Consider the following 21,453-nt stretch of genomic DNA (forward strand, 5'->3'; position numbering starts at 1 on the left):
GGCTCAGGCACCGCCGGTTTTGCGTTGCTCTGCCAGCCAGCTGTCATGCAGCCATTTTTCGCTCTGTCGGCGGCCTTTGAGGTTGGCCCAGACGATGTCGCGCTCGAACACCATCACCTCGCGGTCGGCGCCGACGATCACCCAGAACCAGCGGCCGTCGACAAGATTGCGCATTTTCACCTTCATGCCCGTCAACGTTGTGCTCTTGCCGTCAGCGCGGATCGTCTCGTCATGCGGAGCAATGAAGCTGACCTCGCGGCGTGACAGAAGGTCGGCGGCATGGTCGGACAGGAACCGCATGGCGATGTCATGCGCTTCGTCCTGGCGGGGCGGGGCGCCGTCGCGCAGCGCGAGATGCATGCGCACGAAGCCCTTGAGCCTGCCGGAGGTGGCGCCCACGGTGCTGAAATGCTCGCCGCCCAGGCCGGCATTGCGTTTGTCCGCACGTTCCATGGGGATGAGCACGGCGCCTTCGCCGTCGACCTCGATCTTGCCCTTTTCGACATTGACGTAGCCCGCTGGCACGGGAAGTGCCGCGAGGATGTCATGCGGCGAGGCGATGACGGGCGTTCCGGATGTTGGGCTGGTCGCTGTCATGGTTTCCGCGCTGGCAGGGGAGAGAAGCGTGAATTGCAGCAGGGCTGAGATCGCCATGCCGGTGAACCGGGAACAAGCCATGTGGGTGATCCTTTTATACAAAACGAAACGGTCCGTTTTGTATAAAAATAACTAAACGGGGCGTATCGTTTCGTCAAGGGAGTGGCTTGGGCTTGTCTGGCAGGCAGCACTGCTGCTGGTCGTTCGCGAATCTGTGCGAGGGCGAATGGCCGCGCGGGCGATTGTCCGGTGGCGTTGGCATTACCCGGAGAGCGGTCGTGTGGGCAGGGCAAAGCCGGGCCGGAAGCCGTCCCGGCAGGATCACCCCGTCACTGCAGGATCGCGTAGCGTGCGCCGGCATTGACCTTGATGACCGAGCTGCCGCGTTGCGGGGTCGAGGCGATTGTCACCGTCATGACGGCGCAATTCTTGTTCTGGGCGCGGATCTTGGCGCAGCCCTTGGCAACGGCGTCGTAATACCTCGTCCGTTGTGAAACCCAGCTGTCGGTCATGATCGACTTGTCGTCGCCGTCATTCAGGTTGAGCGGGATTTCGACGTAGTTGAGTTCGGGCGCCTTGGCGAGCTCGCCGAATGGCTCGCGCTGGACGAAGGTCAGGCGCATGCTGACCTGGTACAGATCTTCCGTCGGCCGAGCCGAAACCTTGTTGACCGCGCATTTGCTGGCGAAGGCCTTGACGATCAGGTCGCATTCGGCGCGCGCCAGGACGGGCAGGCGAGACGCGAGATACGCCTCGACGTCGTTGGCGTCGAAAGCATTCTGGTCGCCGCGCCGGATGTCCGTCAGCCGCATATGCATGTTGAGGGAAACAGTGCGCGTCTGCTCGAAGTCGTCGAAGTTGCGCAGCGCCACCAGACCCGGCGCGCCCTCGGGCACGACCTTGACGCCCTGGAAATCCGATGACCGTCGTTCAGCCGCCTTTTCCTGGCTGTCGCTCACCATGCCCATCATCTGCATGATGTAGGCTGCGGCGGCGACGTTGAAGATCAAGCTGCCGATGAGCGGCGCGCCGACCAACAGCAGCAGCACGACGACCACGATCTTGAGAAAACTGCCCTGCATGGCCGTCATTGCTTCCGATTGAGAGTTGTGAGGTCGCCTCCGGCGAGCTGTTGTGCCTTCTTGGTGACGAGATCGGAATGCTTCGAATCATAGTCGTCGCGGGAGGCGGCAACGAAGGCGTAGTCGGTGCGGGCGAGTTGCACGGTGGCGTCGGTGATGCCACGGTAAGGCAAGCGCTCTTCGAGTGATGCCGGCAGCGGCCCGACGATGGCGTGGTTCATCTGGTCGATGCCGATGGTGACCTCTTCGCTGGCCTTGCCGAAGCTGGCGCGAAACCAGCTGTCATATCTGTTGTAGATCGCATTGCGGCTGGCTACCGCCTCCTTGGAGATCTGGTCGCCGCCCTTGGCAGCCTCGACGACCCTCCAGAACGGTTGTGGGCGGCGGGATATCGATATCTTGCAATCCTTGGCGGCGTTGCCGGCCAGCACGGTGACCGGCGTGCCGGGCTCGAGATTGACGATACCGGCGTTGCGCGTGCCGATGATGGCAACGCGCGAGAGGCGGGCATTGGGCGATTTCTGGATGTTCCAGAGCGTGTCGAAGCCGCCGGCAAGCACCAGATAGACCGGCGCCGCCGTTTCGGTGACGATCACATTGACCACCCTCAGCCGATCGCCGGAGCGGTTCGAATTGACGCCTGGGTCCTTTCCATCATTCTGCCATTGCGAGACATAGGCTTGCGCCCGCTCCAGCACTTCCGCCTGCGACAGGGCGAAGACATCGGAAACCTGGTTGGTCTCGTTGGTGTGAATCTGGACGAGCTTGTCGCCGACGGACGGAAGCGGAAACTTGCAGCTTTGGGTCGTCTCGAGCCAGCCGATCTTGGCCGGGCGCTCGCCTTCGATGGGTGCATAGCCCGTGACGACCGATTTGAGCCAGCTGAGAGAATTGTCCTTGCCGACAATGACGTTCGAATCGACCTGATAGCCGAAGCGGTCCGTTCTCAGGGAATCGGCAGGATTACCTTGCGGTGGCGAATCGCTGTCCGAACATCCGGTCAGCAGCAGCGTTAGAATGCCCAGTGAGAGGAAACGTATCATCCTGCGCCCGACAAATGACCTTAAGATATGGTTGCATATCTAGAGTGGACATATTGCAGGTTGCTTAAGGCTGAATGCGCAATTCGTTGCGATGTCTGATTCCGACGAATCGCTTGAGCGGCGATGGTGTGAAAGGCCGATCAATACTGACATGGGCGCTGCCGGCGGCCGATATCAGGTGATCTGCGCTCTAAAGGCGTGACAGGCCTGCAAGGACAGTTTGCGCGGTAAGCGGACAATAACCGAAGACCCGCCAAGGCGAGGGCGGATCTGAAAACTTCAATGCTTTGACAATGAAGTGGCTCCCCGGGCCGGATTCGAACCAGCGACCAACCGGTTAACAGCCGGAATATGACCGATATCATAATGTCTCATGTTGTCACAAGCCGGTTGACATAGAGGCTAATTCAAAGGGTTTGGTTGCAATTCCCTGTCTCATGGGGCAACATACCTACACCCGAATTTTGTTGCCCCAACGTTGCCCCGGAGATAGCCGCACATGGCCCGCGAGACTTTCACAGATAAGCGTTTGAAGGCGCTCAGAGCCGCCGAAACTGGCAAACGCTACGATCTGCAAGACGCCATTGTGCCGGGCCTTGGCGTACGAGTAACAGACAAGGGTACTGTGACCTTCACGCTAACAACGCGCTTCCCCGGCTCTACCAATCCGACACGCCGCGCGCTTGGTGAATATGGGGCGCTGACCCTGGATCAAGCCCGCGACAAGGCCCGCGAGTGGATTGCCCTGATCAAGAAAGGCGTTGATCCGGCTAAAGCCGAACAAGAGACGCGAGACGCTGCAGAGCGTGCCACCAAGGCGAAGCGTGAGCGAGCTTTCGAAACGGTGCTGGCGGAGTTTATCAAGGCGAGAAAGCGCGACGGCGTGAAGAAATGGAAAGAGGACGAAGCCGATTTTCAGCGTGAGTGCTTGCCGCGCTGGAAGGGTAGGGCCGTCGAAGACATCACGATGTCCGACATTCTAGAAGTGCTGGAGGCAATCAACACGCGTGGCAAACAGCGCCAATCGCTCAATATCGGCCAGAAGATCGGTACATTTTTCAGCTATTGCGTAGACGTCGAGTTGCTCGACACGTCGCCATATCGCCCCAAGCGCGTTTCAAAGGTCATTGGTACGAAGCAGATTCGCGAGCGGGTGCTGACCCCTGTGGAGATCGCGGCATTCTGGAAAGCTACCGACAAGTTGCATGCCGCGATGCGCGATGCTTACCGCATGTTGTTGCTGACTGGCGCACGGTTGAACGAAGCATGCAAACTACAATGGACCGAAGTCGATTTCGAGCGTGAGCGCATCGTGCTGGAAGCGGACCGGACGAAACAGGGACGGGCGCATGTAATCCCGATGACAACGATGGTTCGGGAGCTTCTGGAGGGTCACAAGAGCAATTTGCGCCCCGTGTTCATATCGCCGCTGAAAAATGCCGTGACCATTAACGCCAAAGACAAGGCGGCGCTCGATAAAGGCATGCTGGCAGCGCTGCGCGAAAACGATCCAGCCGCATCGCTGCCCGATTGGGTCAATCACGATCTGCGGCGCACCGTGCAAACGAACATGGGTGATCTGGAAATAACCGACGACGTGATTCACGCTGTGGTCGGGCACAAAACCGACCGGCTCACTCAGACCTATAACAAATCGGAACGGCTCACCGAAAAGCGCGCCGCGCTGGAAGCATGGGAGCGCCGGTTGCGTGAGATCGTCGGCCTGCCGCCGCTGCATGTCGGTGACAACGTTGTGCCGTTGAAAGCGACGGCCTAGCCACTCACATTTACCATCATTTCGACCCCCGCCCGGATTTCGCTGCGGCGGGCTTTTCATTGGTTGTACGATGTCAACTGTGACAGACTGTCGCATACATAGTTAGCGCTTGGCAGCCGCGTAATTTGGTTTGTAGTACTAAATGCACGCGGGAAAGCCGCAGTGAGACACAACATGTAGGCAGCAAGGAGCAGAGAATGACACTGATTCAAATGAAAGAACTTAAAAGCCGAAAGGGCGTTCCTTACGCACGCGGCCACGTCTATCGATTGATCAAGGCGGGCGAATTTCCGAAGCCTTTGAAGCTGTCGGCAAACCGCGTCGCTTTTTTGGAAACCGATATCGACAAGTGGATTCAGTCGAAGCAAGTGGCGGCATAACGATGGCGCTTGTGAGGCTGACCACGCGCACAGGTGCCGAAATCCTGATCAATTCGACACAGTTGCGCATTGTGGAAACATCCGGTGCCGACACGAGGCGCATTCATCTCGATCCCGGCATGTCCCCCGTGGATGTTGTAGAAACATTCGACACCATTCTAGCCAAGACGAATATCACGCAGCCGTAACGGCTCGAACTCAGCACTAAAGTTTCAGTTTCGCCGCACAGAATAAGGAACCCCACCATGTGCAACAAAAAGAAGGCCGGGATTTTGGCCCGGCCTGTGAAATCAAACCCAATTAAGAAAAGGAAGCCAATTGAATACCCTTACGCATACCCGAAGTCAATATAAAACCGTTCGTTTTGATAGGCGAACGTTGTTCGCTACTGCCGGTTCGATTCTAGATGATTATTTGAACGATCCCTATCACCCGCTTCGTAGCGTAGCGTTACATGTTTCAAATTCGAACATTAAGATAGATGGCCGCGCCGTCACTGGCGACGAATTAGCCCGCGTACTGGTGCGTTCCAGTTACTACCTTTTTGATCCCGCCTCTGATGCTTCGCTAGCTCCAGATTTTGCGTTTGTCATTGCGCGTCTGTTTGAGAAGCATGCAAATCTGCCGAATAACCTTGCTGCGGCCCGTATCGCGCGGGGTGCTGCGCGATGAGCTATCAGTTCCAATTCCCCTCTGTCGATCCGCTCGCGTCCCTCCCGCCGCGATTCATCACGTACCGCACCCAGCCGCGCGAAGGCGGTAAGTTGGACAAGATTCCGCTCGACAAGTTTGGCAACCCGTCCGACTGCAACGATCCCGAAAATTGGACGACGTATGCCGATGTGAAGGCCACAGGAAGACCCATCGGCTTCGTGTTTGCCGGCGACGGAATTGTTGCGCTCGACCCCGATTCCTGCCGTGACCCTGCGACCGGTGCTTGGCATCCTGACGCAATCAACCTGTTCGCTTTGTTCCCCGGCGCGCTGACGGAAATCTCGCTTAGCGGCACGGGCGGCCACATCTTCGGCAAGATCGATAACCCCGACGAATATGCTGCAAAGGGTAGTGTCGCGTTTGGCGGCCTAACCCGTGTCGATTGGTTCAACCGCACCGGGTTCATCGCCTTTAGCGAGTTTTCGAAGCAGGGTAGCCCCCTTGTGAACATCACAGGGGCGTTCGCTTCAGTCGTTCAGCAATCCGATGCGCCCGGCAAAGCGTTGGACCTGCCTGTGACGGACGACCCACGGTGGACACTCGGGCATCTCTCGACCGCTGAAATCGTGGAAAAGATGCTTGCCAGCAACAACAGCCTCAAAGTGACATTCGGTGATGCCGCTTCGATCTCCGATCTGTGGAGCGCTGACGCAGCAGCACTCGCCAAGCACTTCCCGCATGAGGAGCCCTGCAAGCCCTATGATCGCAGTGTAGCCCACATGTCGCTAATGGGACGCCTAGCGTTTTGGTTTGGCCGGAACCCGGCGCGCATGGCCGAAGCGTTCGGAATGTCGAAACTTGCCAAAGACGGAAAATGGCAGCGACAAGCGTATCGGACTGCAACGCTGCGCAACGCGTTGCGCAGCCCAGGCCCGGTTTACGATAAGCCCATGTCGCAAATCGCCCAGGCATCGAGCGGCGGCGATTGGCGCTCGCTTATTGGTGACGACAATCGCGAAGCGCGCGGAACTATCCGCGCCAACCACGCGAACACGTTGACGGCTTTCCGCAATGATCCGCGTTTGAAAGAGACGCTCGCCTACGACGAAATGGCAACATCCGTGATGTTGATGGGATGGTTGCCTATGGATCGAAATGCGGGAACTGATCGCGCGATCAGACCAATAAACGATGCCGATATTTCGCACATTCTTGAATATCTCCAATTGACGGGAATGCCGAAACTGAGTGCCGACACCGTCCACCGTGCCGCTGAACAATTCGCCCGCGAGCGTTCATACCATCCGGTGCGCGACTGGCTCAGCGGACTGCAATGGGACGGAAACCCTCGGCTCGATTCGTGGCTGACGGATTATCTCGGTGCTGAAGCATCGACCTATACGTCTACCGTTGGGCGCATGTGGCTGATCAGTGCAGTGGCGCGGGTAATGCGGCCCGGCTGCAAGGTTGATAGCATGTTGATCTTGGAGGGCTCCCAGGGTCTTCGGAAATCGACTGTTCCGGCAACGCTCGCTGGCCCGTGGTATTCTGATGGGCTCCCAAACGTCCAGCACGGGGGCAAAGACCTTTCTCAGCATCTTGCAGGAAAGTGGATTATCGAACTGGCGGAAATGGCCGCTACGTCGAAAGCCGAAGCCGAAACCCTGAAATCGTTCATCACCCGGCAAGTTGAACGATACCGCCGTCCGTTTGCGCGCTGCGAAAGCGAAGAACCACGGCAATGTGTGTTTATTGGCACAACTAACCAAGCTGCATATCTGCGCGACGAAACCGGAGCGCGCCGCTTCTGGCCTGTCGGAATCACACGATGCGATATCGAAGCGCTGGAACGTGATCGAGAGCAACTGTTTGCCGAAGCGGTTACGCTCTTTAGTCGTGGCGAAAAGTGGTGGCCGGACTCCGCAGCCGAACGATTGATCGCTGAGCAGACGGAAGAGCGATTCGACGCCGACCCATGGGAGGACCAAATTCGCGAGTACGTCCGCGACAAGTCCGGTGTTTTGGTTGGCCATATTGCCGAAGAACTTGGCATCCCTAGAGCATCGCTACATCAAGGCGTTGTGAAGCGGATTCTTGCAATCCTTGTCGGGCGCCTCAAATGGCGAAAAGGAAAGCGAAACGCGCACGGGCAACCGTACGTCCGCACAGCCGAAAGTCCTGCATAATTACGATCACAACCCCCGTTACTTAACGGGGGTTTTTCGTTGCGGTAATTACGTAATTTCTATGCAGCAAAATGCTACATGCTCAGCAAAAATGCTACATGCCGCAATCCTTTGAAAACATTGATTAAATGTAGCTAGTGTAGCAAATGTAGAAGATAGTCATTAATTCCGAAAAGCGATATTACAGGACGGATATGTAACCCTGTGAAATTCTCGGGCAATTAATAGAAAAATGCTGCATTCGCTACATTTGCTGCATTTGCTACATTCCCTGTGGCATTCTCGGTTTGTCGTTTCATATTTCGCGATTGCTTCGTGGTTTGGCAGGCTTTTGGGCCACTACGCAAATAAAGCGAGTTAGCAACTTTTTCTGCCTCTGTGACCATCCGGCACAAAACCGGTTGTTCGATATTAGTTAAACCTATGCAACAGTAACATTTTCAACGATATTGGCCTCTATGTTCAACGTCCGGGGCAACTTTCGGGCAACAAATGAGGTGAAAAGTATGTATGTATTCCCTGCCGTTTCTGCGGCAGATACTCCGACGAAACCAGTGCAACAGCCTCGTGATCGACGCGGTAAGGCTTCGCTGTTGACCCTGGCCGATCTCGACGGACGCACCAATGCCGCCAAACAGGCCGTAGCGCTGCGTCAGGCTATTCTCGAAGACCTCGGCGGCGCGGATAACCTTTCGGCAATCAAGCTCGCGCTCGTGGACGCTGTGGCGGTTTCGACAGCTGTAATCGAAGATGGGATGGCGAGGTGGCTGCGTGGTGAACAGGTCGATCTCGGCCCCATCACCACGCTGAGCAATTCCCGTCGAAGGGATGCGCAGCTGCTCGGGCTGGATCGTGTCATGCGGGACGCAACCGACCTCGACTCTTACCTCAAGGGCGGCGCGCGATGATTGAGCTTGTGATGAGCCTCCGGGCTGCTTTGGATCGTGCGCCGATCCCCGAAGCTGACGCGCTGTTGCGTGACGCTGCTAGCGTGCTGCTGACCAGCGGTGATGAAACGGAGGCTAAGCGCCTTATCGAAATGGCGCAGCGTATCATCGAGCGGGACGCGTATGCTCGCTAAGCGCACGACGATCCGCGAAGCCCTAAACGATCCCAAGTTGCTCGGAAACGCGCTCCCCGGCTATTCGTGGCGTGCGTGGCGCATTCTCTTGATCGCTGCGATGGGGGAGGCGCTAAGCGACGAGGAGCGCGCTATTTTCACCGCGTTCACCGGGCGTGATTGTGAGCCGGGGGCTCAGGTTGACGAATTTTGGGGCATTGCGGGACGCCGAAGCGGCAAGACGAGAGCGGCAGGCACTCTTGCGGCCTACGTGGCAACGCTTTGCAATCATGAGTACCTAGCATCCGGGGAACGCGCATCGATACCGATCATGGCGGCATCACAGGTGCAGGCAAATAAGGCCTTCCAAGCGGTCCTGGGCGTGCTCGAAGATTCTCCAGTGCTTACCAAGCAAATCGAGTCCAGCAATAGCGAAACGATACGCCTGCGAAGCCGGGTAGATATCGAGGTGCGCCCGGCGAACTATCGCACCATTCGCGGCATCACGTCGCCATTGGCTATCGGTGACGAAGTGGCCTTTTGGTCCACTGACGAAGGCGCTGCAAATTCCGATGCCGATATCCTCAACGCTGTCCGTCCCGCGCTCGCAACGTCTGGCGGCTTGCTATGGGTGATCAGCTCCCCATGGGCTAAGCGCGGCGAACTCTACGAAACATTCAAGGCGAGTTACGGCGCGGAAGGTGATCCGGCCATTTTGGTGGCAAAGGGTGCATCGCGCGAATTCAACGAAACACTGCCTCAGAAGGTCGTGGCCCGCGCCTTTGCTCGTGACAGTGTTCGCGCCGCTTCGGAATACGCAGGTGAGTTTGCCGATGGCGTCACGAACTTGCTTGATCGTGTCGTTGTGGAAGCTGCCACAGATCGCGGCGTCATCGAGCGTCCGCCCGAGTTGGGAATCCGTTACGTTGCCTTTGCTGATCCGGCTGGTGGCTCCGGCCAGGACTCGTTCACCCTTGCCATAGCCCATGTCGAACATGATCGCGCCATTATCGATGTGGTGGCCGAACGCCGCCCGAAATTCTCGCCAGATGCGGTAATTGCCGATGACTTCGCACCACTGCTAGGCCGCTACGGCATCACGTCGATTACCACAGATAGATATGCGGCGGAGTTCAACAGGGACGCTTGGCGGCGTGCCGGTATCGACCCCAAACCGTCCAGTTTGACCGCCTCCGAACTGTTTGCATCCCTCGTGCCGACGATAAACAGCGGACAAGTAAGGCTTACCGAAAACGCGCGTCTAACACAGCAATTGTGTGGTTTGGAGCGCTATGCTTCTGGTGGTGGTCGGGAAAAAATCGGCCATCCACGCGGAAAGCATGATGACATCGCAAATAGCGTTGCTGGCGCTGTGTATCTAGCATTACGCAAACCAATTCAGCGTTTCGCTCTTGCTGGTGTCAAAGTTCTGATGGACGAACGAAGTTTTGAATATTTTTAAAAATAATTGTTCACAACAACATAAAACTATTGCTAATCGATTTGTCATGGCAAACGCAAAAGACAAATTGACTGCGGAACTTGAGAAAATAGACGCTTTCCACGCTGAAAAGCGGAGAGAGATTGAATCCAAGCTTGCCGTTGAGCAGGAAAAGCTTGACGCCGAGCGTGCTGCTGAGGATGAAGCGCGGAAAGCCGCTCGGCTTGACGAGGCACGTGCATATGCACGTGAGTTCCTGAAGGCCAGCGCCGACGCCGACGCCGCAGCGAAGGCCCTTTTCGATGCATTGCGCCGCCGTAGAGAGCTTTCACGGCTGGTGCGAGATAGGGCAGGCGCAGAATGGGTTGGCGGAAATATTGCCGAACATCGCGCCTCCGTTAGTTCGTGCCTGAACAATCATGGCATCGGCGCATATGCCGACATCGCTCGTGGCGGACCGGCTACGCGTGGCTTTCTGCAACTCGATGCGTCGTTCGTAAATCGGCTGGTATCGCAATGACCGTGAAGAAACGTCACCGGGTCAAAGATTTGAAACTGCACGAAATCAGCTTCGTGACAGAACCGGCCCAACGGCACGCCCTTGCCACGATCATGAAGGCTGATGCGCCTTTGTCCGCTGAAGATGATGGCGGGGCTTTTCTCGCCCTCGTGAAATCAATTGTCGCCGCAACTTCCGTAACGCCTATCGAGAAAGGAAAAACCTCTGTGAACAATCACGAAACCGCTATCAACAAGCTTGCCTCCGAGCGCGGCATTACGCGCGATAAGGCTGTGTCTGAGTACTTGGCCTCAAACCCTTCCGCATATGACGAATTGAACGCTGCTTCATTCAACGTATCAAAGTCGGTCGATACGGCCTTCCGAACTACTATTCCAGTTGAGCGGACGGATGCGTTGCGCAGGATGCGTGACCTTGTCGAAAGCCGAATGTCTTCATTTGGTGAGGATGAAACGACCGCGTTTCGCAAGGCCAGCGCAACCGCTGAGTTTGCACGACTTTACGGCATCGCGGAAAGCCATCCCGCCAGTGTCGCTTATCGGTAGTAAGCCGTCGTATCGCACCGCCTAACCATGGGAGTTTCAGAAGCCGGTGCGCTGCGGCGAGATAGAGCGGCGGCGTGTACTTTTCCTCGTCCAGCCGTCCGCAGCGCCCCGCTACTCTGCATAGCGGGGCGCGCCATTTCAGAGGGCGCATAAGGCAGTGGGCCTCTGCCAGGGTCAGGCGCAATCGCTCACGAACTGCGCGTAACGGCTTATGACTTGGTGAGTATATGGTGCGCGCTGAGGGTCAACTATTTTGGAGATTCAGGGCGGTCTAAGTCTTGGCCGCCTCTAGCTATCTCCGCCTGCATGCGACGGATGAAATCATCTGTCGGTTGGTCTGTCGATTCGATCCAGTCTGCAGGATAGAACTTGAATTTCACGATGAAAATGAGACCAAGCAGAAGCGCCCATATCACCAGTGCGAAGGCTGCTGCCGCGATAAAGATTGCGACAATCCGGCCGTCCGAATTGATCACGTTGCAAAAGGTCCATGTCACCATGAACGCCGGATAAAGCAGCAAGAACGCTGAAACGCCCATTACCAGCAAGCTTAGGCCTATGAACGCTACCGAATGGCCTTTTCCTGATTTCTCGCCGAAGCGCCGAGGTACAAGCGCTTCGGCCCACAAGTTGTGAGCCATCTTGTCGACCAACATCAACTGAATGCTCTGAATGTTGATGTTGGAACCGAGGGCTGAGAATATGCGATAAATGATTTGCTCATCGATCATTGCGAATGTGGTGTTCAATAGGGCGCCCGCTGTCAGGAATGCGATAACAGGGGCCAAATCCTGCGTTATTTGCAGAGTTAGCCCGCTATAACTCACGCTCCCTGAAATCAGATCGAAGAACGCTAACAATGTAGCTAGGATCATCGTCTGCCCTGCGGCTTTTCCCACTCTCGCGACAACCTCTAACCGGCGCGCGCATATACCGTTGAGGAATTCCTCTCGATAGAAGCGTTCGTTAAACTCACGGTGTAGAAAGGACTCGAAGGTGAGGGCGGTCCTGTGTAGCAGCGTCATCTTTCGGTACGGTTGCTTGTCACCCATCTAAATCCCCCGTTGCGCCTTGCGCCATTTAGATTCGTAATCTTCGCATGCGTGCATCTGAAATCAACAAAACGCCGAGCGGAGCTGTCCCCAAATGAAAGAGGCGGCCCTTGCGCGCCGCCTCAGTTGTCAACAGTAGGTCACCAAGAAGGCGACGGTTGCCAGAAAACGAGCACTCAGCCGTATTCTGAAACCCTTCCCAAATAGGACAATGATGTCCATGGGTAGCTTTCCTTTTCGGGAAAGCCGGGCGCGCACCGGCAAATTAGGGTGACGCGGATCGATACGCGATGAAATGACTCCGCTTCCGTCGAAGCAGGTGCTTCCTCCAACCTTTTGGTTGGGTGTAATCTGTGATTGCTGGCACGGCTTGTTTGCGGCACGCTTGGTCGGCAGCGGGGCGGCTAGGGGCTAGCGGCCTAATTGCGGACTGCGGCGGCAAGTGTCTTGCCAGTTCGAATCGAAATATACGCAACGCTGACGTCGGGTGCAACCATCGGGTGAATGTTTCACCTTTTCGGGCTGTGCGATCACAGTGCCATTTGCCGGAACTCTTCGATATCCACCACCCATACGTCGCCGCGATAGCTGGTGCCTGCCGAGTCATCTGCAACCGGGAAAATTTTCACTTTGCCGGTGTGCCCAGCCCGACTGAGGGACCCCGCAATATCAGCATACGACATGTGAAGGCGTGCTGATTCCCCATCAGACAGTTTGGCGGGGAGGCGGGTATCGTCCATCCCAGTGAGGTTGTCCAAAGATGTTGCGACTAGCCGCGCCTTGTTCGGCAGCTCAAAAGCCAGCGTGGTGATTGTCACGGGGCGATGGCCGACGTTGATACCTTCGATTCTCGCGAACGGCGCGCCGAGCTGTCCGTTTGTGTAGGTCAGCATCGTGGTACCTGCCTTGACCAGTACCTTTCGGCGATCACGATCCTTGGCCTGACGCCAATTGAAGGTGGACAGCAATGCGCCATAAGCGGCGATACCGAAAAGAAGGATGTCCTTCACAATCGTGAAAAGTGGAAGCTCGCCCATTTTGTCCCCGCTGCGTAGCGGAGCAACATAGGCAGAGTCGGCAGATGTCGGAAAGGGAGGGGGCTTTTCCACGGGCAACAAACCGTGAGGCTTTGTTGCCCCAAATGTTGCCCTGCTTTTGGAAAGGTGGCTCCCCGGGCCGGATTCGAACCAGCGACCAACCGGTTAACAGCCGGTTGCTCTACCACTGAGCTACCGGGGAACAGCGCTCTGGTGTGAACGAGGCGGCGTATAGCAACGGGAATTCGATTTGCAAAGCGGTAATCGAACCTTTTTGCGAGTTTTTCCCAGACAGCTTTCTGGTAATCACCCCGGGACGGCCTCATATGTCCGCTTTACCAAGCCTCTTGCCGGCTTGGCGCGTCATTCGGGCGCACAGGCTTCATCGAGCAAATGCAGGGATAATGACCAGCGCCAGCCCCCAGCAGCCACCCAGACGCAAGATTTCGATCTTCGGCCGCGAATTCGCCATGCCGCGTTCGCGCGGGGTGCGCATCGGCATCGGCGTCGCCCTCTGCTTCTTTGGCCTGCTGGGCTTCCTGCCGGTGCTTGGCTTCTGGATGATTCCGCTCGGACTTCTGGTCCTGTCGCACGAATTCCATGTCGTCCGCCGCGTACGCCGCAGGCTGATCATCTGGTGGGAGCGGCGCAAGCGGCCAGCGAACTAGCGCAAGCGACGCCAGGGAATCGCCCGACATCGCCCTTGCACCGCCCGGGCACGCTGCGAAGGCGTTGGCCGAGCCGCGTCTGGAGGGAAAACAAGGGCGTTGCTGCGATTCTTGCTGCTGCGGTGCATGATCAAATCCTTTGCTGAGCCTTTCCTAGGTCCTTTGCCGTGGCGGCAGCCAAAACCCACGGAGAAAGAGTCGTCTCCCGCTTGACGGCGGAATCCTGGCAACCTATTGGAGCGCTGTAGACGCCCGAAGCGGCGAGGCCTCGTGGCGGAGTGGTTACGCAGAGGACTGCAAATCCTTGCACCCCGGTTCGATTCCGGGCGAGGCCTCCATTCTGCCACACCTTGGCAGTTAAGCCGCTGAATTACTTGGCAGATTTCTTTGCCGAAGCGTCCGGAATCGCCACCCCCTGATCTGGGTGTGGCAACATGTTCCCGATTTCGCCCCAGTCGATGCGCGAAATGGCCTGCCTGGCGAGCTTCGCCTGCTGCTTTCTGGCCGTGTAAATCTTCGACGTTTTGCCGTCTTTCCAGCCGAACAGCCCGTCGAGCATCGAATCGGTGGCCTCGCTTTCGGCCAGCGACGTGGCGAGGCCCTTGCGCACCGTGTGCGCCGTGCAGTGGGGCAGGTGGGCCTGGCTGAACCAATCCGATACCCTGTTGCCCAGGCCCTTGATGGTGAAGGGCTTGCCGTATTCGGTCATCAGGTAGTTCATGCCCTTGACCGGGTGGAGCGCCAGCACGGCCTCGAGCGTGGGATGAATGGGGATTTCCAGCGTTACCGGCGTGCGGTTGCGATTCTTGAACAGCTTCAGCATGAAGCGATCGCCGCGGCGGTGTTGCGGGCCGATGGCTGCGAGGTCCGACACGCGCAGGCCGGTGTACATCATGATGACGATTGCCAGCACTGCCTTTGATTCGGGGCCATGGTGGCGAATGTACTGTTCGATCTCGTTGTCGCGGATGGTGTGATGGCCATCCGTCTTCTTGCGGTAGGGCTCTACCAGGCGTGCGAGATTTTGCCGCACGATCCTTTCCGGCTTGCCGTCCTTGCCCGGACGGGTGGTTTCGAACACCTGGCGCAGGATCTTCAGGCGCTCGTCGGCGGCGAAGGGGGTATCGCTCTTGCGGTTGCGCAGGATCTCCATGTTGGCCACGTCGAGGGCGGCAATCGGCATGGAGGCGAAAATCTTGCTTCCACCGCGCTTGATCGGCTCCAGGAGCATCGAATCGATAATCGCCTTGCGCTTGGCACGGGTGGTGTCGTCGAGCCGCAGGAATGCGTCTGACCTCTGATAGGCGACGCAGAGCGCGCGGAAGGTTCCCGGTATAGGTTTGCCCAAAAGGTTCTCAACGGGCTCTGGCGGCCGGCTCTGGCCGCTTTCGTGAGCATTCCGGGCCTTCCAGTAGTCTTGGGAGAACTTCTCGCTGTTGGGATCGTCCGGAAGGCGGGCGAGGCGCTTGCCGTCGACGCGGAAATAGAAGCGCATCGTGCCGTGGCGCGACTTGTTCTTTTCGATGAACGGAAGGTCGATGTTGCTCACTTCGTCGCTCACTCGTCGGCCCTCCACTCGTTGGAGGCCGCAACTTCATCGTCGCTCTGGCCGTCAGTAGGCCACTCGGCCATAGCGGCGTCAATCTCGGCGGTGCGCCAGATCCTGCGGGTACCCCAGACGCGCGGGCGTGGAAGCGCGCCTTCCTCGACCATCTTGCGGACCGTCGTAGGGCTGACTCCCAACGACATCGCCAGATCGTCACAACTGAGGCCGAGCCGAGGCACGCTCCGTTCAATCGTGGCGAGGGCTGGTTTCATCGCGCAGCCTCGTCGATGTTGCGCTGCTCGACAGTGAAGGTGACGGCCACCACCCATGGGTTTGCGTCCCAGCCGTAGCCACGCTCGGCGTTGAGGCTGTCCCATAGCCGATGATACCAAGCCACTGGGGATACTCGCGTCCACGGGTTCACGGCGACCATGTGCGGGTTGCTCCCGTCCTCGGTGCCGTCGCGGTGGCTTGCGTCTAAGGGCGCGCCTTCAGCAATCGCATCTGCTTCGCTGATCTCCTGCAAGCGGAGAACGCGGATTTCGGTCACGGTGAGGGTGATGCGTGACGCCCAGCGCGGCATATGCATGGCTTGGCGAAGGCGACCAACTGTTTTGTTGAGTTTCCAATCGGCATCAGATTCGTAGATGATTGTTTCCTCGCCGCCCATGTCGGACGGGGGCAGGTCGTCATAGGCGCGGCTTTCGGTGCGCCAGGCTTCGCGAACCCAAAGCCTGTCGCCGAGGACGTACGGTAGGCGCGCAGCGTCAAAACCTTCTGCAACGCGATGTTCCTGGACCCAGTCCGGCCCAGAAACCTCCGGAAGATGCCAGGCATCAAGATCGGAATGAGGTTGCTTTCGCAGCACCCGCCGCGTCTGCGTTTTGCGGCCCTCGAGCAGGGCGCGCACCATCGGGGCGGAAAAGAGGATGGGGCGGTCGGTCACATGAGCCTCCCTTGCGGCTGGGGCTTGAAGCGGCAGGCCGGGCAGGTGTGGGTGTAGGGCTGGCGTTCCTTACCGGCTATGCGCGGCGCTGCGCCGAACAGGTCGGAGGTGTCGCGAGGGTTCCCCTCCGGCTTGACCTGGCTGATGCGCCAGCCCTTGGCCTTGGCCTCGGCGATCATGATGCGGAAATCGGCATCGGCGTAGGTTTCGGGGAAGCTGGTGGGGCAGCTATCGCAGACGATCTGCTGCCGGCCTTCGTGGCGCTCGATCATGGTCGCATCTCCGGCATGGCGTTGTGCTCGACGCCGTACAGCAGGCGCCCGGCGGCCTTCTTGCCGATGCTATACATCGTCATGCCGTTGAGGCCGGCTTCGAACATGCGTCGGCTATCGTGGCGGGCCTGTCGCGACCAGGCGTCGAGTTCGAACCGCTCGCCGTCAGTGTGAAGGACGCACTTGTCTACCTTGCAACGTCGGATTGCTTCCGGATATCGAGCGGGCGCGGGGTCATAGCAGGCGTCAGTCTGGTCCTCGCTCATGAAGCAGATAGGGGCCCATTCGCCCCATTGCTTGAAGAAGAAGGCGGTGCCGGCGGCGTCGCATTGGTCGTGCAGCGATCGAACCCATTCCGGATGCATTGGTCGAGCGCCCCGGCCGCTCTCACCGCCAACGATGATCCAGTCGAGTTTGTTGGTGTCGCCGATCGGGCTAGTGCCCAGATCAAACAGTTGGCCAACGAGCGCATCCTGATAGGCGCTGACGCCTGCATACACAGGATGTTCGACAAGGATGCGCCTGAAATCGATCCTGCCGAGCAGCGGCTCGGCGCTGGCAAAATGAACCGCTGCCGGCGTGGCGAGCAGATCAGGAATACGCAGGTCGGCGCGCTGCTGGTCCTCGACCGAGGTGCCTAGCCAGATGTTGGAGAGCGGCCACGCTGCGTTTGCCACCCAGTCATGGGCATTGTCGCCGTCTGCCATCATGCGGCCGGCAGCGTTCGCGATGCTGAAGCGCCGTGCGCCGTCGCAAGTGAAGCCGTTGACGTAGTCCCGCATCCGCCTGCTACGCTTGGTCAGCACCTGAAAGGTGTGCTGCGGTGCCAGCGCCATGACGGCGAATACGCGGTCGATCCAGTGGTCGGGCACGTTCTCGGCGAAAAGGTCGCCATGGGCGCAGACGAAGATCCGGCGCGGCGCTTTCCAGCGCAACGGCTGGTCGAGCCATTGTTCGTTGAGGCGCACCTCGCCGGTCCAGACCGGGCCGGCCTTGCTGTCGCGTGTCAGGCCGGCGCGGCTTGGAATGTGCTTCAGCCGCGTGCCGGCGAGCTTCATGGCGTAGCAGTTGGTGCAGCCGGGCGAGACGACGGAACAGCCGGTGATCGGGTTCCATGTCGCGTCGGTCCACTCGATCAGGGAATGGTCAGCCATGGCTAGTATCCCCGTGCCGGGTTGTCGCAATAGCCGCTGCGGTCGTAGTGCTTGTTGAAGCGCCACCAGCCCTGTCTGCTGGCATCAACGACCTTGCGAAGCTGGCCTTCGAGGAGTTCCAGTTCGCCCGGGATGACATTGCAGAAAGCCGGTATCTGTATCGCCGGCCCCCATGCGAAACAGTCGAGCCCTTGAGCCTTTTCGACACCGCCGACCTCGACCATCAGATACTCGGGGTGCTGATCGTCCGTAAGCATCCGACGGCCGCCGCATTGAGGGCGTGATGTGAATCTGTCGTTTTGTCCTTATGGACAGGCATAAGGACAGTTTTGGGACACCGGTGAGCCGGCTGGCGATCATCGAGACGGGGCGGCGCCGGCGCTTCACCGACGAGGCGAAGCTCCAAATTCTTGAAGAAGGCTTTTCTGGCGATGGTCGCCAGGTCTCCGCGACGGCGGTGAAGCACGGGGTTTCCCGCTCGCAACTGTACCGCTGGCGTCAGTTGGCGCAGGCCGGCAAGCTGGGCAGCATTCGGATCGAGGGCTTCGTGCCGGCGTTGATCACGCCGGACGTGCCGGCTCCATCGAATCCGGTAGTGGGCAGCGGCCGCATGGAGGTGCTGAGCGCAAACGGCCGGCGTGTGATCGTCGACCGTGACGTTGACGTCGATGCGCTGCTGCGGATTATGCGCGGGCTGGAGACGCTGCGATGATCCCGATCCCGACGGGCGTTCGGGTGTGGCTGGCGACGGGCCATACGGACATGCGATGCGGGTTCCCGTCTCTGGCGCTGCGGGTGCAAGAGGTCTTGAAGCATGACCCGCTGGGCGGCCATCTGTTCTGCTTCAGGGGCAAACGCGGCGATCTGATAAAATTGATTTGGCATGATGGCCAGGGGGCCTGCCTGTTCACGAAAAAATTGGAACGAGGAAGGTTTATCTGGCCTTCCACCGAAGGTGGTGCGGTGGCGATCTCGCCGGCGCAGCTTTCCTATTTGCTCTCCGGAATTGATTGGCGAAACCCGCAGGAAACCTGGCGCCCGACACGGGTTTGACGGCATTTATGCATTGAGATTATTGGGAAATCTGATTCAATGTCGGCATGACGTTGCCGCCGCTTTCCCTGCCATCGGACCTTGCCGGCGCCCATGCTGCGCTGCTGGCCGAACGCGCCGCACGGCTCCAGGCCGAGGCGGAAGCGGCCAATGTGAAGGCGCGGCTGTCGAGCACCGAGGCGCTGATTGCGCATTTGCAGTTGCTGATCGGCAGGCTGGAGCGGGAAAAGCATGGGCCGAGCCGCGAACGGACGGCGCGCCTGATCGACCAGTTGGAATTGCAGCTCGAAGAGCTCGTGGCGTCGGCCGCCGAGGACGAACTGGCGGCCGAAGAGGCCGCGGCCAAAACGCAGTCCGTGCGCGCCTTCGCCCGCAAGCGGCCGGTGCGCAAGCCGTGGCCCGAGGACGTCGAGCGCGAACGCATCGTCATCGACGCGCCGACGGCATGTGCCTGCTGTGGCGGCTCGCGGCTGTCGAAGCTGGGCGAGGACGTGACGGAAACGCTGGAGGAGATCCCGCGCCGCTTCAAGGTGATCGAGACGGTGCGCGAGAAGTTCACCTGCCGCGATTGTGAGGCGATCAGCCAGGCTCCCGCGCCGTTCCATGCCACGCCGCGTGGCTTCATCGGCCCTCAACTGCTGGCGACGATCGTGTTCGACAAGTTCGGGCAGCACATCCCGCTGAACCGCCAGAGCACGCGCTTCAAGTGCGAGGGCATCGACCTGTCGACCCAGACGCTGGCCGATCAGGTCGGCCACGTCACCTTCGCCCTCAAGCCGCTCTTCGACCTGATCGAGGCACATGTGTTCCAGGCCGAGCGGCTTCACGGCGACGATACGACGATCCCGATCCTGGCCAAGGGCCAATGCACGACCGGGCGAATATGGGTTTACGTGCGTGACGATCAGCCGTTCGCAGGGCCTGCACCGCCGGCTGCGGTCTTCTACGCCTCCAGCGATCGGCGTGGTGAGCACCCGCAAAGGCATCTGGCTGACTTCAGCGGTATCCTTCAGGCTGATTGCTACAACGGCTTCAATCCGCTGTTCGACCGGACGAAGAAGCAGATGCCGGCGACGCCCGCCTTCTGCTTCGCTCATGCACGCCGGAAGTTCTTCGAACTGGCTGATGTCGCCCGCAACGCCCGGCGCGGCAAAGGAGCCAAGCCGATCTCGCCGGTGGCCCTTGAAGCCGTGAAGCGCATCGACGCGCTGTTTGCCATCGAACGCGAGATCAACGGCCTGAGCGCGGCCGAGCGGTTCGCCGTCCGGCAGGAAAGAGCCAAGCCGCTGCTGGGCGAGATGGAAAAATGGCTGCGCGCCGACCGGGCCAGCCTCTCGCGCTCGTCGCCGGTGGCCGGGCCGATCGACTACATGCTGTCGCGCTGGGCCGACTTTGCCCGCTATGCGGACGATGGCAGAATCTGCATGACGAACAATGCCGCGGAAAGAGCGCTGCGCGGTGTCGCTTGCGGAAGAAAGGCATGGCTCTTCGCCGGTTCCGACCGCGGCGCGGACCGCACGGCCGGCATGCTCACCCTCATCATGACCGCACGGCTGAATGACGTGGACCCCAAGGCCTGGCTCGCCGATGTCCTTGCCCGCATCGCGGACCTGCCGGCCTCCCGCCTTCCGGAATTGCTGCCATGGGAATGGAAGCACCGTCGCCAGGAAGAAAACTCGCCTCATCAGCAGGCCGCCTGAACCCGCACTCCTGCATCGTAGCTCAGTTCAACATCACGCGCGCGTCTCTCGCCCGCGTGGCTGCTCGGATGCTTACGATCGTCCAGCGCGTTTTCGAACACCTGGACCGGTTCCCAGTCGTCGGACGGGGTGAGTTCTGCGGCGTCGCGAGTGCCTGCGACGGCCTTGCGCCACTGAGCCCAGTAGTAGCCGGGCTTGGTCGGGGTGAGGTCAGCCATGGGCGCTTGCCTCCACCGGATTGATGGCGGCGCGAAGCTGGGCCTTGTAGGTCTGGGCGAAGGTCAGTGCTGCCACATAGAGCGGCTGCATCAGCGCCTCGGTGTCGCGTTGCTGTGGCCTCATGAACAGCGACAGCTTGGCGAACGTGCCGACGCTGTCTTCCGCGTTGCTCTCGCCCAGAAACTGTTCCAGCGTCGGTGCGACGCTGATGAGCACCATCGCGGCCATGGAAATGGCCGCGTTTGCCTCTTCGAGCTTTTCGAGGTCGGTCATAGCAACCTCACGATGTGCCAGATCAGCACCGCGCCGAGGCTGACAGCCATGCTGCCGATCAGGATCGTCTCGCACAACCCGAACATGGGCGGCGCTTCGAATGGCTGCGGCTCTTCCGCATAGTCGCGCGGCGCGCTGTCGGCTTGGTCGGCGATCAGCCTGGCGTAGCGGCGCGAAAGCAGCAGCTCGCGCGGTTCGGGGGCCTGCGTGCGCCGCAGGCGGGCGATTGCATCGCGGGCGCCCATGGT

General features: G+C 59.2%; 28 protein-coding genes and 2 tRNA genes. 15 read left to right on the top strand and 15 right to left on the bottom strand.

Annotation, left to right across the window (positions count from 1 at the left end):
• Positions 1 to 3: 3 nt before the first annotated feature.
• The 3 genes from IG197_RS36105 to IG197_RS27355 all read right to left on the bottom strand — a co-directional run bounded on the left by IG197_RS36105 (position 4) and on the right by IG197_RS27355 (position 2,722).
• Positions 4 to 678 (bottom strand): hypothetical protein, encoded by a 675-nt coding sequence (locus tag IG197_RS36105; RefSeq protein ID WP_210346889.1) that lies wholly within the window; start codon positions 676 to 678, stop codon positions 4 to 6.
• Positions 679 to 926: 248 nt separating this feature from the next.
• A complete protein-coding gene (locus IG197_RS27350; protein ID WP_210346890.1) occupies positions 927 to 1,679 on the bottom strand; it encodes a hypothetical protein in 753 nt (250 codons plus the stop codon).
• A 5-nt stretch (positions 1,680 to 1,684) separates the two neighbouring features.
• The gene (locus tag IG197_RS27355; protein WP_192316045.1) at positions 1,685 to 2,722 is read right to left on the bottom strand and encodes a hypothetical protein; all 1,038 of its coding nucleotides are present in this window, start codon (positions 2,720 to 2,722) and stop codon (positions 1,685 to 1,687) included.
• A 499-nt stretch (positions 2,723 to 3,221) separates the two neighbouring features.
• Here IG197_RS27355 and IG197_RS27360 point away from each other — a divergent pair, with 499 nt between their 5' ends.
• The 10 genes from IG197_RS27360 to IG197_RS27405 all read left to right on the top strand — a co-directional run bounded on the left by IG197_RS27360 (position 3,222) and on the right by IG197_RS27405 (position 11,285).
• The gene (locus IG197_RS27360) at positions 3,222 to 4,499 is read left to right on the top strand and encodes a site-specific integrase (protein ID WP_192316047.1); all 1,278 of its coding nucleotides are present in this window, start codon (positions 3,222 to 3,224) and stop codon (positions 4,497 to 4,499) included.
• A 197-nt stretch (positions 4,500 to 4,696) separates the two neighbouring features.
• Positions 4,697 to 4,879, top strand: coding sequence for an AlpA family transcriptional regulator (locus IG197_RS27365; RefSeq protein WP_192316049.1), 183 nt, complete (start codon positions 4,697 to 4,699; stop codon positions 4,877 to 4,879).
• 2 nt (positions 4,880 to 4,881) lie between these two features.
• Positions 4,882 to 5,067: a hypothetical protein gene (locus IG197_RS27370; RefSeq protein WP_192316050.1), complete on the top strand. Its 186-nt coding sequence runs from the start codon at positions 4,882 to 4,884 to the stop codon at positions 5,065 to 5,067.
• 130 nt (positions 5,068 to 5,197) lie between these two features.
• The gene (locus tag IG197_RS27375) at positions 5,198 to 5,551 is read left to right on the top strand and encodes a hypothetical protein (RefSeq protein ID WP_192316052.1); all 354 of its coding nucleotides are present in this window, start codon (positions 5,198 to 5,200) and stop codon (positions 5,549 to 5,551) included.
• Positions 5,548 to 7,719, top strand: a complete 2,172-nt coding sequence (locus tag IG197_RS27380; protein WP_192316054.1) for a VapE domain-containing protein — start codon at positions 5,548 to 5,550, stop codon at positions 7,717 to 7,719. The genes IG197_RS27375 and IG197_RS27380 overlap by 4 nt, the downstream gene beginning before the upstream one ends.
• Positions 7,720 to 8,312: 593 nt before the next feature.
• Positions 8,313 to 8,627, top strand: a complete 315-nt coding sequence (locus IG197_RS27385) for a hypothetical protein (RefSeq protein ID WP_246765263.1) — start codon at positions 8,313 to 8,315, stop codon at positions 8,625 to 8,627.
• Positions 8,624 to 8,800 (top strand): hypothetical protein, encoded by a 177-nt coding sequence (locus IG197_RS27390; protein ID WP_192316056.1) that lies wholly within the window; start codon positions 8,624 to 8,626, stop codon positions 8,798 to 8,800. The genes IG197_RS27385 and IG197_RS27390 overlap by 4 nt, the downstream gene beginning before the upstream one ends.
• Entirely contained in the window at positions 8,790 to 10,241 is a 1,452-nt protein-coding gene (locus IG197_RS27395; protein WP_192316058.1) for a hypothetical protein, read from the top strand. Before IG197_RS27390 ends, IG197_RS27395 begins: the two co-directional genes overlap by 11 nt.
• Positions 10,228 to 10,740: a hypothetical protein gene (locus tag IG197_RS27400; RefSeq protein ID WP_192316059.1), complete on the top strand. Its 513-nt coding sequence runs from the start codon at positions 10,228 to 10,230 to the stop codon at positions 10,738 to 10,740. The genes IG197_RS27395 and IG197_RS27400 overlap by 14 nt, the downstream gene beginning before the upstream one ends.
• Positions 10,737 to 11,285 (top strand): hypothetical protein, encoded by a 549-nt coding sequence (locus tag IG197_RS27405; RefSeq protein WP_192316061.1) that lies wholly within the window; start codon positions 10,737 to 10,739, stop codon positions 11,283 to 11,285. The genes IG197_RS27400 and IG197_RS27405 overlap by 4 nt, the downstream gene beginning before the upstream one ends.
• Before the next feature lie 248 nt (positions 11,286 to 11,533).
• Here IG197_RS27405 and IG197_RS27410 read toward each other — a convergent pair whose 3' ends face one another.
• From IG197_RS27410 to IG197_RS27420, 3 genes are all read right to left on the bottom strand, one after another.
• On the bottom strand, positions 11,534 to 12,337 hold the full coding sequence (locus tag IG197_RS27410; RefSeq protein ID WP_192316063.1) for a hypothetical protein: 804 nt from the start codon (positions 12,335 to 12,337) through the stop codon (positions 11,534 to 11,536).
• 530 nt (positions 12,338 to 12,867) lie between these two features.
• Positions 12,868 to 13,374 carry a hypothetical protein gene (locus IG197_RS27415; RefSeq protein WP_192316064.1) on the bottom strand — a complete coding sequence of 169 codons (507 nt, stop codon included), beginning with the start codon at positions 13,372 to 13,374 and terminating at the stop codon, positions 12,868 to 12,870.
• A gap of 127 nt (positions 13,375 to 13,501) precedes the next feature.
• Positions 13,502 to 13,576, bottom strand: a tRNA-Asn gene (locus tag IG197_RS27420).
• A 202-nt stretch (positions 13,577 to 13,778) separates the two neighbouring features.
• Here IG197_RS27420 and IG197_RS27425 point away from each other — a divergent pair.
• Complete coding sequence (locus IG197_RS27425) at positions 13,779 to 14,042, top strand: hypothetical protein (RefSeq protein ID WP_067961585.1); 264 nt, start codon at positions 13,779 to 13,781, stop codon at positions 14,040 to 14,042.
• 264 nt (positions 14,043 to 14,306) lie between these two features.
• Positions 14,307 to 14,380 (top strand) — tRNA-Cys (locus IG197_RS27430).
• A 32-nt stretch (positions 14,381 to 14,412) separates the two neighbouring features.
• Here IG197_RS27430 and IG197_RS27435 read toward each other — a convergent pair.
• From IG197_RS27435 to IG197_RS27460, 6 genes are read right to left on the bottom strand one after another with little or no spacing between them, the layout of a single operon-like run.
• Positions 14,413 to 15,603: a tyrosine-type recombinase/integrase gene (locus tag IG197_RS27435; RefSeq protein ID WP_192316066.1), complete on the bottom strand. Its 1,191-nt coding sequence runs from the start codon at positions 15,601 to 15,603 to the stop codon at positions 14,413 to 14,415.
• Positions 15,600 to 15,860 carry an AlpA family transcriptional regulator gene (locus IG197_RS27440; RefSeq protein WP_192316068.1) on the bottom strand — a complete coding sequence of 87 codons (261 nt, stop codon included), beginning with the start codon at positions 15,858 to 15,860 and terminating at the stop codon, positions 15,600 to 15,602. The genes IG197_RS27435 and IG197_RS27440 overlap by 4 nt, the downstream gene beginning before the upstream one ends.
• Positions 15,857 to 16,534, bottom strand: a complete 678-nt coding sequence (locus IG197_RS27445) for a hypothetical protein (RefSeq protein WP_192316070.1) — start codon at positions 16,532 to 16,534, stop codon at positions 15,857 to 15,859. Before IG197_RS27445 ends, IG197_RS27440 begins: the two co-directional genes overlap by 4 nt.
• A complete protein-coding gene (locus IG197_RS27450) occupies positions 16,531 to 16,806 on the bottom strand; it encodes a hypothetical protein (protein WP_192316072.1) in 276 nt (91 codons plus the stop codon). Before IG197_RS27450 ends, IG197_RS27445 begins: the two co-directional genes overlap by 4 nt.
• Positions 16,803 to 17,960 (bottom strand): DUF5131 family protein, encoded by a 1,158-nt coding sequence (locus IG197_RS27455; protein WP_192316073.1) that lies wholly within the window; start codon positions 17,958 to 17,960, stop codon positions 16,803 to 16,805. The genes IG197_RS27450 and IG197_RS27455 overlap by 4 nt, the downstream gene beginning before the upstream one ends.
• Positions 17,961 to 17,962: 2 nt before the next feature.
• A complete protein-coding gene (locus tag IG197_RS27460) occupies positions 17,963 to 18,217 on the bottom strand; it encodes a hypothetical protein (protein ID WP_192316075.1) in 255 nt (84 codons plus the stop codon).
• A gap of 50 nt (positions 18,218 to 18,267) precedes the next feature.
• Here IG197_RS27460 and IG197_RS27465 point away from each other — a divergent pair, with 50 nt between their 5' ends.
• From IG197_RS27465 to IG197_RS27475, 3 genes are read left to right on the top strand one after another with little or no spacing between them, the layout of a single operon-like run.
• Positions 18,268 to 18,672, top strand: coding sequence for a transposase (locus IG197_RS27465; RefSeq protein ID WP_192316076.1), 405 nt, complete (start codon positions 18,268 to 18,270; stop codon positions 18,670 to 18,672).
• Positions 18,669 to 19,013, top strand: coding sequence for an IS66 family insertion sequence element accessory protein TnpB (gene tnpB, locus IG197_RS27470; RefSeq protein WP_192316078.1), 345 nt, complete (start codon positions 18,669 to 18,671; stop codon positions 19,011 to 19,013). Before IG197_RS27465 ends, tnpB begins: the two co-directional genes overlap by 4 nt.
• A 47-nt stretch (positions 19,014 to 19,060) precedes the next feature.
• Positions 19,061 to 20,713 carry an IS66 family transposase gene (locus tag IG197_RS27475; protein WP_192316080.1) on the top strand — a complete coding sequence of 551 codons (1,653 nt, stop codon included), beginning with the start codon at positions 19,061 to 19,063 and terminating at the stop codon, positions 20,711 to 20,713.
• Here IG197_RS27475 and IG197_RS27480 read toward each other — a convergent pair.
• The 3 genes from IG197_RS27480 to IG197_RS27490 are packed head-to-tail and all read right to left on the bottom strand — an operon-like array spanning position 20,698 to position 21,450.
• A complete protein-coding gene (locus IG197_RS27480; protein ID WP_192316082.1) occupies positions 20,698 to 20,931 on the bottom strand; it encodes a hypothetical protein in 234 nt (77 codons plus the stop codon). The genes IG197_RS27475 and IG197_RS27480 overlap by 16 nt on opposite strands.
• Positions 20,924 to 21,205 (bottom strand): hypothetical protein, encoded by a 282-nt coding sequence (locus IG197_RS27485; RefSeq protein ID WP_192316084.1) that lies wholly within the window; start codon positions 21,203 to 21,205, stop codon positions 20,924 to 20,926. Before IG197_RS27485 ends, IG197_RS27480 begins: the two co-directional genes overlap by 8 nt.
• Positions 21,202 to 21,450, bottom strand: a complete 249-nt coding sequence (locus IG197_RS27490) for a hypothetical protein (RefSeq protein WP_192316086.1) — start codon at positions 21,448 to 21,450, stop codon at positions 21,202 to 21,204. The genes IG197_RS27485 and IG197_RS27490 overlap by 4 nt, the downstream gene beginning before the upstream one ends.
• Positions 21,451 to 21,453: the final 3 nt, after the last annotated feature.

Origin of the sequence: Aminobacter sp. SR38 (genome assembly GCF_014843375.1) — a bacterium.
Lineage (GTDB): Bacteria > Pseudomonadota > Alphaproteobacteria > Rhizobiales > Rhizobiaceae > Aminobacter > Aminobacter ciceronei.